We start from the raw sequence: 14,577 nt of genomic DNA, 5'->3' as shown, positions 1-14,577 counted from the left end.
GGCCATTGACATGGCCGGGCCTCCAGGTGCAGGCGCGGTGGTGCTACCGCCGCGCGGACTCCCGCCCGTATTTCTCCCGCAGTTCGCGGCCCTCGTTCACGAGCTTGAGCTGCTTGTCGTGCTTCTTCTCGGCGGCCTTGGTATCCCGCGGCGGCAGCTGGATCGTCTCCTCCGCTTTGATGCCACCCTGCAGCTGCCGTCCACGTTCCATCTCGGCGTCGAACTCGACGCCGAAGAGGAGTGACAGGTTCGCGAGCCAGATCCACAGGAGCAGGACGATCACGCCTGCGATGGCACCGTAGGTCTTGTTGTAGTTACCGAAGTTGGCGACATAGAGCGAGAACCCGGCGGTGGTGACGGCGAGGACGATCAGTGCGATGAATCCGCCCAGACTCATCCAGCGGAACTTCGGCTGCTTGACGTTGGGGGAGCCGTAGTACAGCACCGCGATCATGAGCACGGCGAAGAACACGACGACGGGCCACTTCGCGATGTTCCAGATGATCAGGGCCGTTCCGCCCAGGCCGATCGTGTTACCGACCGCCTCGGCAACGGGACCGGACAGGACGAGCATGAGGCCCATGATCACGATCAGCACGAGCACGATGACGGTGATGAGGAGCATCTGGGGGCGCAGCTTGAAGAACGAACGGCCCTCTTCCACCTCGTAGACGCGGTTCATCGCCCGAGAAAAGGCGTTGACGTAGCCCGACGCCGACCAGATGGCGCCGAGGAGGCCGATGACGAAGGTGAATCCGGCCGCCTGGTTCGAGGCGAGGTTCTCGATGGTGGGCTTGATCGTCTCGACTGCGTCCGGCGGGGCGAATTGACCGATGATCTCCATCACCTGGTTCGTCGTGTTCTGCGCCTGGCCGAACAGGCCCAGGAGGGACAGCAGCGCGAGGATGCCGGGGAAAATCGCGAGGACCGCGTAGTAGGTCAGCGCCGCGGCCAGGTCGGTGCACTGGTCCTTGCCGAACTCGCTGACGGAACGCTTGAACACGTACTTCCAGGCCGGCTTCTTGACATCACTCGGATCGTCCGGCTTGCGGGGATCTTCCGGATCCGGCGCCGTGTCGGCCCTCTTCGCCGCCTCACTCCTGGGGCCACTGCCCACCTTGCTGTTGCTGCTCACGGATACCTCCCGGTCTGGCCCCGGAATCGGTGGGGCGTGCTGACGGCTGTACGCCTCCTCCAACTGCACCATAAGCTTACTTAGTAGTCCAGTTCCGATCAGCACACGCCGTGTGCCAGCGAACCCCGAGACCAGGAGTTAGTCATGCGCATCGCAGTCATCGGAGCCACCGGGAACGTCGGCACCGCGCTCCTCACCCGCCTCCAGCGAGCAGCCCGAGACCGGGAGGCCATCCAGCGCACCGGCTACGACACGTCGGAGGGCGCCGACGGTATCTCGATCACCGCGATTGCCCGCACCGTCCCCGATACAACGCAGGAGCCGTACGACGGCATTGACTGGCACGCCATCGACATCGGCACCGACGAGGGCAGGGACGCCCTGACACGCGCCCTCGAGGGGGCTGACGCCGTCGTGCACCTCGCGTGGGCCATCCAACCCAACCACGACGAGCCGGCCATGCGCCGTACGAATGTCACGGGGACGGCCAACCTGCTCCATGCGGCAGGGACCGCCGGCGTTCGCCAAGTCGTCTGCGCTTCCTCCGTCGCCGCCTACTCGCCCGCGGACAAGGGCAGCCGCAGGGACGAGACCTGGCCGACCCAGGGCGTCCGGTCCTCCCAGTACAGCCGCCAGAAGGCCGACCAGGAGCGGCTGCTGGATGCGTTCGAGCAGGAGTACCCGGAGATCGCGGTGGCACGCCTCCGGCCCGGACTGATCTTCCAGAACGCGGCGGGCAGCGAGGTGGGGCGCTATTTCCTGGGACCGCTGATCCCGAAGGTCCTGCTGGGCCGCCTGCCGCTGCCGCTGCTACCCATTCCCTCGGATTTCATCTTCCAGGCAGTCCACGCCGAGGACGTCGCGGAAGCCTACTGGCGCGTCGTGGCGCGGCGCGCGTCCGGAGCATTCAACATCGCCGCCGAACCCGAACTCACTCCGGTACGCCTCGCCGACCTCCTGGGAGCCCGCCGCGTGATCGGCTTCCCGGTGCGCGTGTTGCGATGGATCGTGGCGGCCAGCTGGGGGCTCGGTATCCAGCGAACCGATCCCGGCTGGATCGACCTGGCAGCGCAGAGCCCTGTCATGGACACCTCCCGGGCCAGGAGGGACCTCGGGTGGGAACCGCGCCACTCGTCCCGCGAGGCGGTGGCGGAGGTACTGGCAGGGATGCGCCACGGCGAAGGGCACAGCGGCTCCCCGAAGATGTACCCCCGGTCGGAGGGCTAGCCCGGGTCGCGAGCTCAGGGTGCCGGAACCTGGGGACTGTCCTCGGCGTCGACCAGGGGAATACCTTCGGGCAGGTGCCCGGGCGCACCCGGTAGGCTGACGGTGAACTCGGCGCCGCCCTGCTCCACGTTGCGCACCGTGATGGTTCCTCCATGGCTTTCGGCGATCCGACGGCAGATCGCCAGTCCGAGGCCTGTGCCTGTCGCCTGTCCAAGGCCGTTCTCCGATCGGTGGAACTCCTCGAAGACCCTCTCGAGGTCGCCCTCGGGGACACCGATACCGTTGTCCTGCACATGCACGAGGGTCCTGCCCGACGACGCGTCCGTGGAGGTCGACACCCGCACCTCGCCCGTGCCGTCCGTGCGCCCGTACTTCATGGCGTTCCCGATCAGGTTCTCCATGAGCTGCAGGAAGAGCCGCTCGTCGGCATAGACGGGGTGGGGCGCGGACACGTCGAACATCACCGCAGGCAGTTGTGTTCCGGGCAGGGCGGTGCGCAGGTCGATGATCCCCTCGACCACCTCCGCGACATCTATCCTCGAAGCGCTGAGCTTCTCCTCCTTGGCGAGACTGTAGGCGAGCAGGTTGCGGATGAGCTTCCTCATCCGCAGGCTCGCCTGCTGGAGACGCTCGATGCTGGCCTGCCGCTCGGCGGGTGGCAGGTGCGGGTCCTCGAGCATCTCGAGCCAGCCATCGAAGACCGTCAACGGCGTCAGCAAATCGTGCGCCACGACGGAGGCGAAGCGACCGAGATCGCGCTGATGGACCCGCTCGTCGGTGACATTGCGCATCACCACCAGGGCGCCCTGACCATTCGGGAGCGGCATCGCGTCGACGGACAGGTACTTGACCTCCCCCGAGCGGTGCATCAGGTCAAGGTCCAGCCGTTCCGTGACCACGCCCTGCAGCGCCAGCGTCAGCGGGTTGTCGTCGTCCGTCAGCGGTTCACCGTTCGGCGCCGTGACCTGGTAGTCGCGGGTCCATATCTCACCGGGCTGCGCGCTGCCGGGACCGAGCCACCGCGCGCTCGTCGCGTTCTGGAAGATCAGTCGGCTATCGGGCCCGGTCACCAGGACGCCGTCGTTCATCCGACCGATGACGAGGTCGCGGAGATCCGCAGCGGCCTTCGCCTCGTCGGTCGCCCGGTACAGCCGGGCGATGAGCCGGCGCCGCTCGTCCATGCTGAGCGCCAGGACGGCCGAGAGGGAGAAAGCGATGAACATGAACGACTGCGCCACATAGGCGGCGATGTCGGGCCTGAGGTCCTGGAACGGGCCCAACCCGGCCAGGGTGAAGAAGACCAGGAATGCGCCGCTGAGGACACCGTGCACCATCGCCCAGGCGGAGCGGAGCCTGAGACCGGCCCACATGTGGGCCGGAATGGTCGCGTAGGCGACCGGCAGTGCCATACTCGTGCCGAAGGTTGCGACATACAGCACCACCGACAGGACGACGAGGAGGGCGTACTCCGCCCGGCGTGCCGACGGTAGGGGCGGGGACACTTCATTCCTTGCGCGTGCAGCGATGCTCGCCGCAATGACGATGCCGAGTGATCCGAGCGCCGTCAGGGAGACGGCGTGACGCACGAGCCAGGGGATGAACGCCGTGAACGGCTCGGCCGCCCCGTCGAGGGCGCTACCGGCCACGATGAACAGCGCGCCGACCGAGCAGGCACCGATCGCGACGCCGCCGAGGCGCAGGTACTCCCCCACGGTCCGTACGCTGAGCGTTGGGACGAATCGCCGAAAGAAGTAGACGGACAGGGCGGTCTGGGCGAGGCTCCCGAACGCCACCGACAGTGCGAGGACGGCACTGAGACCGGTTACGAGGTTGACCACCGCCAGGATGGGAACCGTGCACCCCAGCGCGATCGCGAAGTCCCTCCTCGTCCGTGACGCCCACAGCCCCCACAGGAAGTTGATGCCGGCGGCAGGCCAGACGAGTGCGAGGCCGCTCGATTCGAGGTTGGTGTTCCGACCAAAGACCGCGGCAAGTGCCAGGAGGAGGGCGAACAGGAGGTGCAGGGTCACCGGCGACAGGGTTGCCAGCCTGCCCGTGACCGCCTGCATCCGCCCCTTGCCCATGCCACTACCTGTTCGAAAGTATCAATGTCCTGCCGCGGTCGGACCAGGACCGGCGGAGCGCAGCCTGGAGAGGCCACCGTGGCTCACAGCTTACTGGCTCCCCGGCCTCCGGCGCGTCCGATCGTCGTCCGGTCGTAGTCCAGTGGCCCGTCCCACGCGCCGAGCGGCAGGGCCGGGCCCACGGACTCCCAGCGCTGCCGTGGGAGTGCGTCGGGGTATCGCTCCTGCAGGAAGCCCACCATCGACTCGCGGGTCTCGCACCGCAGGTCCCAGAGAGAGCTGCTGTCCTCCGCGCTGACGAGTGTCCTGGCACTCACTACGCCGTCCACGGCATCCGTCACCTGCAGCGCGCCCGTGCGCCCGTCCCACAGGTCTGAGGTACGCAGGACGTCGTCGAGGTACTTCCGGAGGGCCGACACAGGGGCATGCCAGTCCAGATCGAGTTCCACCGTCCCCAGGAGCTCGGACCGGCGGCGGGTCCAGTTCTCGAAGGGCGTGCTGGTGAAGTAGGTGGACGGCAGGATGATGCGGCGCTCGTCCCAGACGCGCACCACGACGTAGGTCAGGGTGATCTCCTCGATCGTCCCCATGTCCTCCTCGACCACCACGACGTCGTCCACGCGGATAGCCCCCGTGAAGGCGAGCTGGACTCCTGCGAAGACGTTGCTCAGGGAGTTCTGGACCGCCAGCCCTGCCACGATCGGGATGAGGCCGGCGGACGCGAGGATCCCGGCGCCGAGAGCGCGCACCTCGTCGATGGTCACGAGCACGCTCGCGACGGCGAGCGTGCTGATGAGCGCCACGCTGATGCGCCGCGCGAGCACCACCGCCGTCTCGAGCCGCTTCAGGCGGCGCGTGTCCTTCGCGAGCGCCGTGTAGCGAGCAAGCACGACGGTCTCGACGATCAGGAGCACGACGACGAGGAACCACCATGCGAACGCGGCGATCAGGAGCAGGACGAGCGCGTAGTCGACTGCTCCCGACCTCGGTTGGTCCGACGCCGTCTACCCCAGCGCGATCCTCGCGCCGAGCACGGACAGGACCAGCCGCGCCGGATTGTTGGTCCTCCTGGTCACGGCCTGCACGTCCGGCGCGGCCCGCAGGAGCCGGTGGACCAGGCGACGACGAGGGCGACGACGACGGCGCCGACGACAGTGGCGAGTGGTTGGAGGGCATCGAGCAGGGAATCCATCCCTCCACCATGTCAGATCACGCAAGCACCTTGGGTTGCTTTAGCCGTTCCGGCCGCGTCTTCGATAAGGAACTCCCGCTCGACGACATCGCCGAAGCCTACCGCCTCATGGACTCTCGCGAAGCCCTCAAAGTCCTGATCCGCCCGTAACCATCTAAGAACCAACAGCCGGGTGACGAGGGAAGGACACAGCGTCATTCCCTCGTCTGTCATCGGGGGACCTGTTGTTCAGGCATGACAAGCAACGTTGCACGCGGCGGGATTCCTGACACATCGTCCCGCCGCGTACGCCATGGATAGCGGCATTGCCTCTGACACCTACCTTCACTCTTCACCCTTATCAGGGTGTGATGCCTGCGATGCAAGTGGTTGCCGCGCAGCTGGGCAGGAAAATTCACCAACTGGGCTTCCTTGTGATCCATGCTGAGGACCGGCGCATTTGGTGATCCTTGTTAGTGTGCTGTTTTAGGTTCGGGTTAAGACGCTAGCTCGTTCCACCGTCGTCGAATGGCTTACGCATGCCCTCCACCATCGAGCCCTCACCCTCATCCGGGTCCGGTGTCGATTACTTCATTGACTGTCCGACCGGCACCGTAGAGCACTACTTCGCTGACGACACCTATACCTGGTCGGATGAGCTGTACCGGATCCACGGGTACGAACGCGGTGACGTTGTCCCGAGTCTCGAGCTGGGCATGTCCCACGTCCACCCGACAGACAGGGACGCCGTCCGTGCGTTCTGGACCAAGGTCACCACCACCGGTGGACCATCATCAATCTACGCAACCCTCCTCGATCTGAAGGGGGGCACTCGCAAGCTCCTGATCTCCGCGGACCTCATCCTCAACAACGAGGAAGAGCCCGTTGGGATATGGGCTCTCGTGGTGGATCTCACCCACTCCATTCACGCGGACACGCACAAGATCGCCAACGAGGCGGTTGCCGCGTCCGCGCTGACCCGTGCCGTGATCGAGCAGGCCAAAGGCATCCTTATGGGCCGCGCCGGTCTTGATGCCACCGAAGCGTTCGAGCGGATCAGCTCCTACAGCCAGCGTACGAACCGCAAAGTCGTCGTCATATCCCAGGAGATCATCGACCGGGCACTACACCTGACACGCCAGCGTTCCCACCAGTCCTCACCCGACGCGATGATCGAGCTCTTCCAAGCGCTCTAACCTCTAGAAACTTCACGCAGAACCCCAGACTGCCGGCGCGTCGACGCCCGATTGACGTCAGCTCTGTGTTGTCGATGCCCGTACTAAGGTAGTGGCACACGGTTGCGCGACTAGCTCCGCTGGTTGAAGGCTCGCATAGCGTTGAGGCCGGCGCGGCCCATAGGAGTGCCTTCGGCCGGCTCGATCACGGCCCGGCTGACTGCGGATGCGGCGGATGCATCACTGGTTAGTTGGTGCGCCTATGTGGGACTTTTCCGAGCGCCGCAACACCCCCGGCCCTAGCTCGCCGCTGAGTGCGGGAGCCGGGGTTGCGTAAAGCTGAGGTCAGATGGTGGGAACGGAGCCGCCGTCGATGACGTACTCTGCGCCGAGGATGGCGGAGGCGCGGTCGGAGACGAGAAACCCGACCAGGTGGGCCATCTCGTCGGTTCGGGCGAAGCGGCCTAGCGGAACGCCGCCCAGACCGTCCATGACGCCTACTGTCCTGAATGACAAAATGATGGTGCGTAGTCGTGGTGTCAGGATTTCGGCGGGAGGAGGCCGCGTTCGAGCATGCGGTCGGCTGAGGCAATCGCGTCCTTCACGAATCTCTCGGTGAGGTCGGTGTATTGACTGATGTCGGCGTCCGACCAGCCCTCAAGCACCTCGGCGATCATTCGATCACCGAGGGCGTAGACGCCGCGCGCCGCCTCCTGTCCGGCCTCGGTAAGGCTGATGAGGGTCGCTCGACGATCGGTCGGGTCGGCCGTTCGCTCCACGAGTCCGTCGCCTTCGAGCCGGCGCACGATCTTGCTCACGTGCGAAGCTCCGGTCGCCAATACCTCGGAGAGAGCGGTCGGCCGCATCGACCCCCACGCGAGCAGGTGCCGAAGGGTCTGATGGGACTGCTGGTCGAGGCTCTCACCGGTCTTGGCGAGAATGTCTCCCTGGATGGCGGGAGAGTCCCATAGGAGGATCAGGGCGCTGAGATTCGCGAGCAGCTGCGACCTGTACGGGAAGTCGCTGGCGCGCAGCGACCTCGGGCCGTCGGTCTTTCCATTGTCTTCCACGACGCGATCCTATCGATCCAGTCACTCACTCCTAAAGTACTGTCCATTACGACAGTACAGGTGATACTGTCGTAGAGGACACAAAAAGGGCTAGGGGTCAGCCCACCCAGCACAGAAGAGAGAAACAGATGAACGACATCACGCTTTCCAGGGCCGTCGAGAACTTCGTCGCCGCGAACAACGCCCACGACGTCGATGGTCTGATGGCGACGCTCGCTGCGGACGCGGTCGTGTCCGATGACGGCAGGACCTACACGGACGACGCCGGCATCCGCGCGTGGATCGGCAGCCACCTGATCGCCCCCAAGATCGTCATCACCCCGACGTCGTTCGACGGCAACCGCATGGTCGCGTCGTCCTCCGGCGACTTCCCGGGAAGCCCCCAGCCGTTCGCCTTCAAGTTCGACATCGAAGGCGATCTCGTCAAGGGACTGTCGATCGATCCGGCCTGAAGCGTCGTCAGCCGGAGCAACTCGTCACGCTGCTTCCACCAAACGCAGGGACGCGGGCATGAGCCTTGGTGGTCGGCGCCCAGTTTTCAGTACAAGTCAGATTATCAACGCCCGCCGACTCATCGAGCAAGGCCAACCCGCCACCCACGTCGCCCGTGCCCTCGGCATGTCCCGAGAGCACGCCCCGGGCAACGTGATCAGCGGCAGAGGGTCCTGAAAAGATCAAGTACAGGCCGTCGCGAGCGGATCGCAGGGGTCACTGCTTCACTGGGATGACCCGAGAATTGGTGACGGGGTGACCGGAAGCTCACCTCCCGGGATTTACCCAGGCACAGGAAGGCGACATGAGCGAGGACCGCAGACGGGAACTGGGCGAATCGAACGCCCCAGTCGAGGACGAACTCAAGGAATCCTTCGACAGAACGATTGAAGAAGGAGCCGAGAGGCTACACCGGACCATGAGGAACATTTTGGTGACGGGCGTCTTTGGAGGATTCGAGATCGGCCTTGGCATCCTGGCCTACCTGGCCGTCATGCATGAGACGGGCAACCACCTGCTCGCCGGCCTCGCGTTCAGCGTCGGCTTGGTCGCACTCTTGCTGGCTCACAGCGAGCTCTTCACCGAAAACTTCCTCATGCCCGTCGCCGCCGTCGTCGCTAAAGAGGGAAGCATCGCGCAACTGGGGAAGCTATGGGCAGGCACCCTGGTGGCAAACCTTGCTGGTGGGTGGGTTTTCGTCTGGATTGTCATGCAGGCCTTCCCGCAGTGGACCGACACCGTCAGCGAAAGCGCCCACCACTTCGTGGATGCGCCCTTCTCCCTGCAAACCGTCGCCCTCGCGGTTCTCGGGGGAAGCACCATCACCCTCATGAGCCGCATGCAACAGGGTACCGACAACGACGTTGCACGCATCGTCGCCACCGTTATCGGAGGATTCCTTTTGGCCGGACTCCAGTTGTTCCACTCCATCCTCGACTCCCTGCTCATCTTCGCCGCCATCCACTCCGGCTCCGATATCAGCTATGGTCAGTGGCTCGGCTGGTTCGGTTACACCCTTCTCTTCAACATGCTCGGCGGGCTGGTCCTAGTCACCCTCCTGCGGCTCGTACGCACCAAAGAACTCCTTGAGAAACGCAGAAACGAAGCTCCCCATGACCCAGAAGCGCCCCACGGCCGATAACAGAACTCCACCGGCCATGGAAAGTAACGCGGTTTGGGCATAGGAACTGTCGGACCTGCATGGATGCGGGTTTCACAGCGGAATTTCGACGGTGGCACCGCGCGCACCGTTGCTGTGTACTGTCGAGAACAACGCTACAAAAGGGGCATGCGAGAGCCGCATGGAAGGAGAAAGATGATCAACGCCAGCACCGTGCTTGCCCGCTGTCACCCAGGTACTGCGGCCAAGGGCTTCATCGTGATCGGACATGGGAGTGTCAGCAATGTGGTTTGACTCGTGGGCCGACATCGTCCGGGTCCTCGTTGTAGGGACTGTTGCTTATGGCACACTCATCGGGGTCCTGCGGCTCTCCGGCAAGAGGACTTTCAGCCAGCTCAACGCTTTCGACTTCATCATCACCGTCGCCTTGGGATCAACCCTCGCGACGATCCTGCTCAGCTCCGATGTCGCATACGCCGAAGGAATCACGGGCCTCCTAGTCCTGGCGGGACTGCAGCTCATCGTCGCCTGGATTTCCGCGCGTTGGCCTGGGGCACGGAACACCGTGACAGCGAAACCCACCGCCCTCGTCATCAATGGACAACTGCAGCACGACGGGCTCCGCCGCAACCGGCTTACCGAGTCCGAAGTCCTGCAAGCGGTGCGCAGCACCGGGACCGGGGACTTGTCCTCAGTTGCCGCCGTCGTGCTGGAGACCAACGGGAAACTCAGTGTCATTCCTATGAAGACACTGGGTAGCGGCTCCGCTATGCACGGCATCAGCGGCTACCCCACCGGAGACGGTTTATAGTTCAGCACTGATGGACGAGGGACTGATGGAGCCGGCTCGGTGAACGAACTGATGAACGAACCGGTGACGGGGCGCGACGCGAGCCTGCTCCGCGCGGAAGCTATGGCAGCCCGCCTGGATAAGCCCATGGGCATCCTGGGCGTCATCTTCCTGTTCGTGGTGCTCGGGCAGATCCTGGCCACCGGTGCCGGGATGGTCCTGTTCTTCACCGTGGTGGGGTGGGTGTTCTGGGCCGTGTTCGTCGCCGAATTCCTGCTCCGCGCCTACATCGCCGGGTTCAGCGGAACGTTCTGGAAGAAGAACTGGTGGCAGGTCGTCTTCCTCCTGGTACCGTTCCTGCGCTTCTTCCGTGCACTGCAGGCATTACGCTTCGTCCGCCTGGCCCGTCTCGCGCGCTTTGCACGCTTCGGCGGCATCGTCTCCGCAGGCGTCCGTGGCTCACGATCGGCCGGAAGGCTTTTGTCGAGTCGGATCGGCTGGCTGGCGGCCGTGACAGCGGTCGTCATCCTCGCCTCTAGCCAACTGCTGTATGCGACAGGCACCCACGATTCCTATGCCGATGCCCTTTTCGAATCCGCGATGGCAACGATTACCGGCAGCGGTCTCACCCCCACAACGTCCTTCGCCCGTATCCTGCAGGTGATCCTCGCGGTCTACTCGGTCGCGGTCTTCGCCACTCTCGCCGGGTCCCTCGGTGCCTTCTTCCTGCGTGGAACCGCCCCATCCTCATCCCTACCCGACCAACCCGACCAACCCGACGACTGAACACCCGTAACCGAGGCGTCCCGGCCCAGACCCACATGCGGTGGCCTCTGAAGAGGTTCGGTCGTCGGGTTGCACATCATTCCCACAGCTTCACGCCGGCGAGGCTATCCGTAAGGCATTGCTGGATCACCGAGTCCAGGGGCGAACCATCGATCGAGGATCGGACTCGTCGGACCTGCGCGTGGAGCGGGGTGGCGAGGTGGGCCAGCGAGCCGGCGCGGGCCGCGCTGAGAGTTATTTCCGAGAGCATGTCGATTGTCCGGGCAGCTGTTCGCGGATCGTTGAACGCGTAGGTGATGAGCTGATCCATCACGAGCTCGAGGAGCCCGGTGAAGGCCGGAAGCGTCAGCCGCACTCGTGTGATCCCTTCGCCGTCGGTGAGCGTTCGTGGTCCTGTGGACCGGTCGGTGAGGGAGCAGAGGATCGCGGAGATGTGGCTGAGGGCGTGGACGGCTGTGGTGGGGTCGTTCACCCCGGGAGACAGCGCCTTGTCGGTGACATCGAGGAGTTGCTGAAGGCCGAAGGATGGGTCCTGATTGGAGGTGCGCTCGAAACCGGTCCTGAACGCCGCAAGCACCTCCTTCGCTGCTTCTGCGCCTCGTTCATCGTCGAGCGGTGCCCCATTCGTGCTCCACATTCGGGCGACGGGAACTCCCTGTATGAGGGAGGCCCCGGGAGTGACGTCGACGCAGACGAACACCGCCCTTCGGGTAGCACTGGCAATGAGGGCTTCCTCATCGACTTTGGTGAGGAACCCCGAGCGCGGAGCCGGCAGCGGTAGGCCTCCGGAGCGGGAAAGCCGTTCCTGATCCTCCTTGAATCCTTGATCGGGGTAGATCCGCTTCAAAGTGCGGTCCGTCTCGCGGTGCACATCGCGCAGCATGGTCTCCACGCGGATCTGCCGCGCCAGGTGAGCCAGGAACAGGACGAGGCCCACCACGCTTGCGACGGTCAGCATGAACGCGGTGGTGACAGCGATCTCCGGGACGAAACTAGCACCAGCGCTGCTCTCCACCCGGATACTCCTCAGCACAGTCAGAGCGAAGACGAACGTCGCAAGGAACAACGCGAGGGTGTTGTGGACGAACCGATCCCTGGTGAAGGTGCGCAGCAGGCGCGGGGAGAACTGGCTGCTGGCCAGTTGGAGAGTCACGACTGTCAGGGAGAACGTCAGCGACGTCACCGTGATCGTCGAACTCGCGATCGTCTCCAGCAACGACCGTGCCGCCTCAGGTCCCCCGCCGAAAAGAACACCCGACACCACGGCAGGCATGCTGTCATCGAGGCGCTCATCCAGGATCGGAAGAACCTGCCCCAGGACGAGTGCGACAAGGACAGCGGCCAGCGGGATCGGCCACAGCTGGGCTCGGAGGGACTCCCGAACAGACTGCCCATCCATACGACTCACCCCAGATCGACCTCCTCTTCCCTGTCTCTGTCTTTATCTTGCGGTCGCACAGCATCGCGTGACGATCATCGCTGGGATGAAGAGCACTGAGACACCGAGATAGATCAGCGCACGCGGCACTGACCGTAGCGTTATTCGGGTAGGTAGGGCCGGTACCGCTCAAGAGTCCCATCAACGACCGGGACAACCAGGTCCGTTGTTTCGCCGTCGGCCTCGACAGTGATGGTCGTATTAGCCCCCGGCGCATCTCCTGCTGTCTCGAAAATCGCCTCGTTCGTATCAAAGGGGTACTGCCCATTGCCAGCGACAGTAACAATGACGTTGTCATCCTTGTCGCTGAGCGTGATCTCGAGCGGCTGATCCGTCTCGTTCATTAGGGTGCCCAGCAGCCGCGCAGGCTCACCCTCACCAGCGGAAACCAGTAGGACGCTCAGGAGTTCCACCGACCCCACCTTCCCGTCCTCCCCTACGGCGATCGCGTCCCTATCCTCCTCCGCCGGGCTCGAACACCCCGCTCCTACCAAGACCAAAAGAAGGACGGACGCCACAGTCCATCGGGTACGACGAGTAGCAGGGAGACCCAGGCTGAAGGAGCCCATTGATGCCTTTCCAGAGCGGAGAGCGTGGCGCAGACCCACGCCACGGCGAAGCACGTGCTTCAACCATAGATATTAAGCACTGAGCAACTAACGAAAAAGGAAGAAGAACAGAGAATCGTAACCATACTGAAGAGCGCCAGCCATCCGGCCAGCAACAACCAACACACATCGAAAATACGGAGCCCACACACGACGCCGAACAGGCAACAGAACCCTCCAGGGCGTCCCAAAAGTGCTCGTCGCTTCCAGGCTTTGTGAATCAGCACGGCGGAATGGGGCATCTTTGTCATACCCGTGTCAGCGCATCGAGCCAGGACGCGCTGTTGCAACTCGACGCACTGACGGTCGCGATCATGCGCTGACGTAACGTGTTCGCCGGTGTCACCCTAGGAGCGGAGACCGAGACGCAGCGACCCGGCATGAAGAAACTGCCCACAGGCTCATATATCAGCGTGTGATGGGGATTTCGCCGCTGGTGATGAGATCATGGGCGACGTCGATGACTTTGGTGTGGGTGCGTTGGCTGGCCAGGGACAGCACCATGAATGCTTCTGCCCCGGTGATCTTGTGGCGTTCCATGAGAATGCCCTTGGCCTGCCCGATGGTGTCTCGTGAATCGATGGCATCTTTGAGGTTCCGGTTCTTCTCTGCCCCTGCGAACGCCACCGCGGCGTGGGAGGCGACCAGCAACCCAATGTTCTCCGACTCGTCGGTAAAGGCGCCGGCTTCGCGGGAATACAGGTTCAGGGCGCCGAGGTCATCGCCTTCAACCCATAGCTGGATCGAGAGCATCCCGTGCGCGCCTGCCTCTGTGGCGCGTTTGGCGAAAAGCGGCCACCTCTGCTCGAGACTCATGTCTGGAACACGGACGGTGCTGTGTTCGTATGCCGCTTCCAGGCACGGACCCTCATTGGTTTCCATCTGCAGCGCATCAATGCGCTCAGGCAAATCGCCCGAAGGCGCTTTCGAGCCGACGTTCTTCCGGCCCAAGACGACGCTGACAGAGGCTTCGTCCGCTCCCGGAATCAGATCCAGGGCGGCGTGAACGAAACCGGCAAGAACAGCATCCCCGTCAGGGGCCTGCTGCAGTGACCGAGCGAGCTCCGCGAGTTCCGTCGCCAGATCCCGGGCCCGCTCCTGCCCATCATGATGGGTGGACGGCATGCCCCTTGCCACTCCGGGCTCCTCACTCACAACTCCCGCACCCCATCCTTTGAATCATCTCAGCCTTCGATTGATCTCGGCCGATTCGGCCCGTTCCATACTTCCATCGCCTCTCACACTTTGCTGAACAAGTCATCAGGAGGGAATCGGTTGATCCTTGCCCCGGTTACCCCCTTCACTGGAATAAGTCCTTAGGTCAAGCAGCCGGCACTGAGGGCGGCAGGGGTGTAGGGCCCCACCGCCCTGCACCCCTGTTCACCCCTGTTCACCCCTCAGCACTGCACTTCCAGGAGTGAGCCTCATTCCAAGGGCCGTGGTGGCCCGGCTTCCTCACCGCATCTGCCCCACAGCGCCAC

At 64.0% G+C, this 14,577-nt stretch carries 15 protein-coding genes; 6 read left to right on the top strand and 9 right to left on the bottom strand.

Annotated elements, in window-relative coordinates; genetic code table 11:
- Window positions 1–43: 43 nt before the first annotated feature.
- Entirely contained in the window at window positions 44–1,135 is a 1,092-nt protein-coding gene (locus CXQ96_RS01355) for a YihY/virulence factor BrkB family protein (RefSeq protein ID WP_258058717.1), read from the bottom strand.
- A 144-nt stretch (window positions 1,136–1,279) separates the two neighbouring features.
- Here CXQ96_RS01355 and CXQ96_RS01350 point away from each other — a divergent pair, with 144 nt between their 5' ends.
- The gene (locus CXQ96_RS01350) at window positions 1,280–2,362 is read left to right on the top strand and encodes an NAD-dependent epimerase/dehydratase family protein (RefSeq protein WP_104116224.1); all 1,083 of its coding nucleotides are present in this window, start codon (window positions 1,280–1,282) and stop codon (window positions 2,360–2,362) included.
- A 14-nt stretch (window positions 2,363–2,376) separates the two neighbouring features.
- On the opposite strand, the gene CXQ96_RS01345 is transcribed toward CXQ96_RS01350, so the two are convergent.
- The 3 genes from CXQ96_RS01345 to CXQ96_RS18275 form a co-directional block, all read right to left on the bottom strand.
- A complete protein-coding gene (locus CXQ96_RS01345; protein WP_104116223.1) occupies window positions 2,377–4,446 on the bottom strand; it encodes an ATP-binding protein in 2,070 nt (689 codons plus the stop codon).
- Between the two features lie 83 nt (window positions 4,447–4,529).
- Window positions 4,530–5,360 (bottom strand): mechanosensitive ion channel family protein, encoded by an 831-nt coding sequence (locus tag CXQ96_RS01340; protein WP_258058716.1) that lies wholly within the window; start codon window positions 5,358–5,360, stop codon window positions 4,530–4,532.
- Between the two features lie 290 nt (window positions 5,361–5,650).
- Window positions 5,651–5,851 carry a hypothetical protein gene (locus CXQ96_RS18275; protein ID WP_181036318.1) on the bottom strand — a complete coding sequence of 67 codons (201 nt, stop codon included), beginning with the start codon at window positions 5,849–5,851 and terminating at the stop codon, window positions 5,651–5,653.
- A gap of 305 nt (window positions 5,852–6,156) precedes the next feature.
- Between CXQ96_RS18275 and CXQ96_RS01335 the strand changes: the two genes are divergently transcribed.
- Window positions 6,157–6,813: a PAS and ANTAR domain-containing protein gene (locus CXQ96_RS01335; protein ID WP_104116222.1), complete on the top strand. Its 657-nt coding sequence runs from the start codon at window positions 6,157–6,159 to the stop codon at window positions 6,811–6,813.
- 324 nt (window positions 6,814–7,137) lie between these two features.
- Here the strand turns inward: CXQ96_RS01335 and CXQ96_RS01330 are convergent, their stop codons facing one another.
- Window positions 7,138–7,284, bottom strand: a complete 147-nt coding sequence (locus CXQ96_RS01330; protein WP_219816061.1) for an SDR family oxidoreductase — start codon at window positions 7,282–7,284, stop codon at window positions 7,138–7,140.
- 47 nt (window positions 7,285–7,331) lie between these two features.
- Window positions 7,332–7,862, bottom strand: a complete 531-nt coding sequence (locus CXQ96_RS01325) for a MarR family winged helix-turn-helix transcriptional regulator (RefSeq protein ID WP_104116221.1) — start codon at window positions 7,860–7,862, stop codon at window positions 7,332–7,334.
- 128 nt (window positions 7,863–7,990) lie between these two features.
- Here CXQ96_RS01325 and CXQ96_RS01320 point away from each other — a divergent pair, with 128 nt between their 5' ends.
- From CXQ96_RS01320 to CXQ96_RS01305, 4 genes are all read left to right on the top strand, one after another.
- On the top strand, window positions 7,991–8,314 hold the full coding sequence (locus CXQ96_RS01320) for a nuclear transport factor 2 family protein (protein ID WP_104116220.1): 324 nt from the start codon (window positions 7,991–7,993) through the stop codon (window positions 8,312–8,314).
- Between the two features lie 344 nt (window positions 8,315–8,658).
- Window positions 8,659–9,495 carry a formate/nitrite transporter family protein gene (locus CXQ96_RS01315; RefSeq protein WP_104116219.1) on the top strand — a complete coding sequence of 279 codons (837 nt, stop codon included), beginning with the start codon at window positions 8,659–8,661 and terminating at the stop codon, window positions 9,493–9,495.
- Window positions 9,496–9,757: 262 nt separating this feature from the next.
- A complete protein-coding gene (locus CXQ96_RS01310; protein ID WP_104116218.1) occupies window positions 9,758–10,285 on the top strand; it encodes a DUF421 domain-containing protein in 528 nt (175 codons plus the stop codon).
- 39 nt (window positions 10,286–10,324) lie between these two features.
- The gene (locus CXQ96_RS01305; RefSeq protein ID WP_258058715.1) at window positions 10,325–11,050 is read left to right on the top strand and encodes a hypothetical protein; all 726 of its coding nucleotides are present in this window, start codon (window positions 10,325–10,327) and stop codon (window positions 11,048–11,050) included.
- Window positions 11,051–11,126: 76 nt separating this feature from the next.
- On the opposite strand, the gene CXQ96_RS01300 is transcribed toward CXQ96_RS01305, so the two are convergent.
- The 3 genes from CXQ96_RS01300 to CXQ96_RS01290 all read right to left on the bottom strand — a co-directional run bounded on the left by CXQ96_RS01300 (window position 11,127) and on the right by CXQ96_RS01290 (window position 14,233).
- Window positions 11,127–12,449 (bottom strand): DUF2254 domain-containing protein, encoded by a 1,323-nt coding sequence (locus tag CXQ96_RS01300; RefSeq protein WP_104116217.1) that lies wholly within the window; start codon window positions 12,447–12,449, stop codon window positions 11,127–11,129.
- A 140-nt stretch (window positions 12,450–12,589) separates the two neighbouring features.
- Complete coding sequence (locus CXQ96_RS01295; protein ID WP_146070787.1) at window positions 12,590–12,901, bottom strand: hypothetical protein; 312 nt, start codon at window positions 12,899–12,901, stop codon at window positions 12,590–12,592.
- Window positions 12,902–13,504: 603 nt separating this feature from the next.
- Entirely contained in the window at window positions 13,505–14,233 is a 729-nt protein-coding gene (locus CXQ96_RS01290) for a GAF and ANTAR domain-containing protein (protein WP_258058714.1), read from the bottom strand.
- Between the last annotated feature and the right edge of the window lie 344 nt (window positions 14,234–14,577).

Origin of the sequence: Arthrobacter sp. B1805, assembly GCF_002929745.1 — a bacterium.
In the GTDB taxonomy this organism is placed as follows: Bacteria; Actinomycetota; Actinomycetes; order Actinomycetales; family Micrococcaceae; genus Arthrobacter_D.
The sequence above is the reverse complement of the archived record's forward strand: the minus strand, read 5'-3'. Positions and strand labels throughout refer to the sequence as shown.

Coding starts and splice junctions, on each gene's coding strand:
- CXQ96_RS01350 (WP_104116224.1), top strand. CDS start 1,280: ATGCGCATCGCAGTCATCGGAGCCACCGGGAACGTCGGCACCGCGCTC.
- CXQ96_RS01345 (WP_104116223.1), bottom strand. CDS start 4,446: ATGGGCAAGGGGCGGATGCAGGCGGTCACGGGCAGGCTGGCAACCCTG.
- CXQ96_RS18275 (WP_181036318.1), bottom strand. CDS start 5,851: ATGACAGACGAGGGAATGACGCTGTGTCCTTCCCTCGTCACCCGGCTG.
- CXQ96_RS01335 (WP_104116222.1), top strand. CDS start 6,157: ATGCCCTCCACCATCGAGCCCTCACCCTCATCCGGGTCCGGTGTCGAT.
- CXQ96_RS01330 (WP_219816061.1), bottom strand. CDS start 7,284: ATGGACGGTCTGGGCGGCGTTCCGCTAGGCCGCTTCGCCCGAACCGAC.
- CXQ96_RS01320 (WP_104116220.1), top strand. CDS start 7,991: ATGAACGACATCACGCTTTCCAGGGCCGTCGAGAACTTCGTCGCCGCG.
- CXQ96_RS01315 (WP_104116219.1), top strand. CDS start 8,659: ATGAGCGAGGACCGCAGACGGGAACTGGGCGAATCGAACGCCCCAGTC.
- CXQ96_RS01310 (WP_104116218.1), top strand. CDS start 9,758: ATGTGGTTTGACTCGTGGGCCGACATCGTCCGGGTCCTCGTTGTAGGG.
- CXQ96_RS01300 (WP_104116217.1), bottom strand. CDS start 12,449: ATGGATGGGCAGTCTGTTCGGGAGTCCCTCCGAGCCCAGCTGTGGCCG.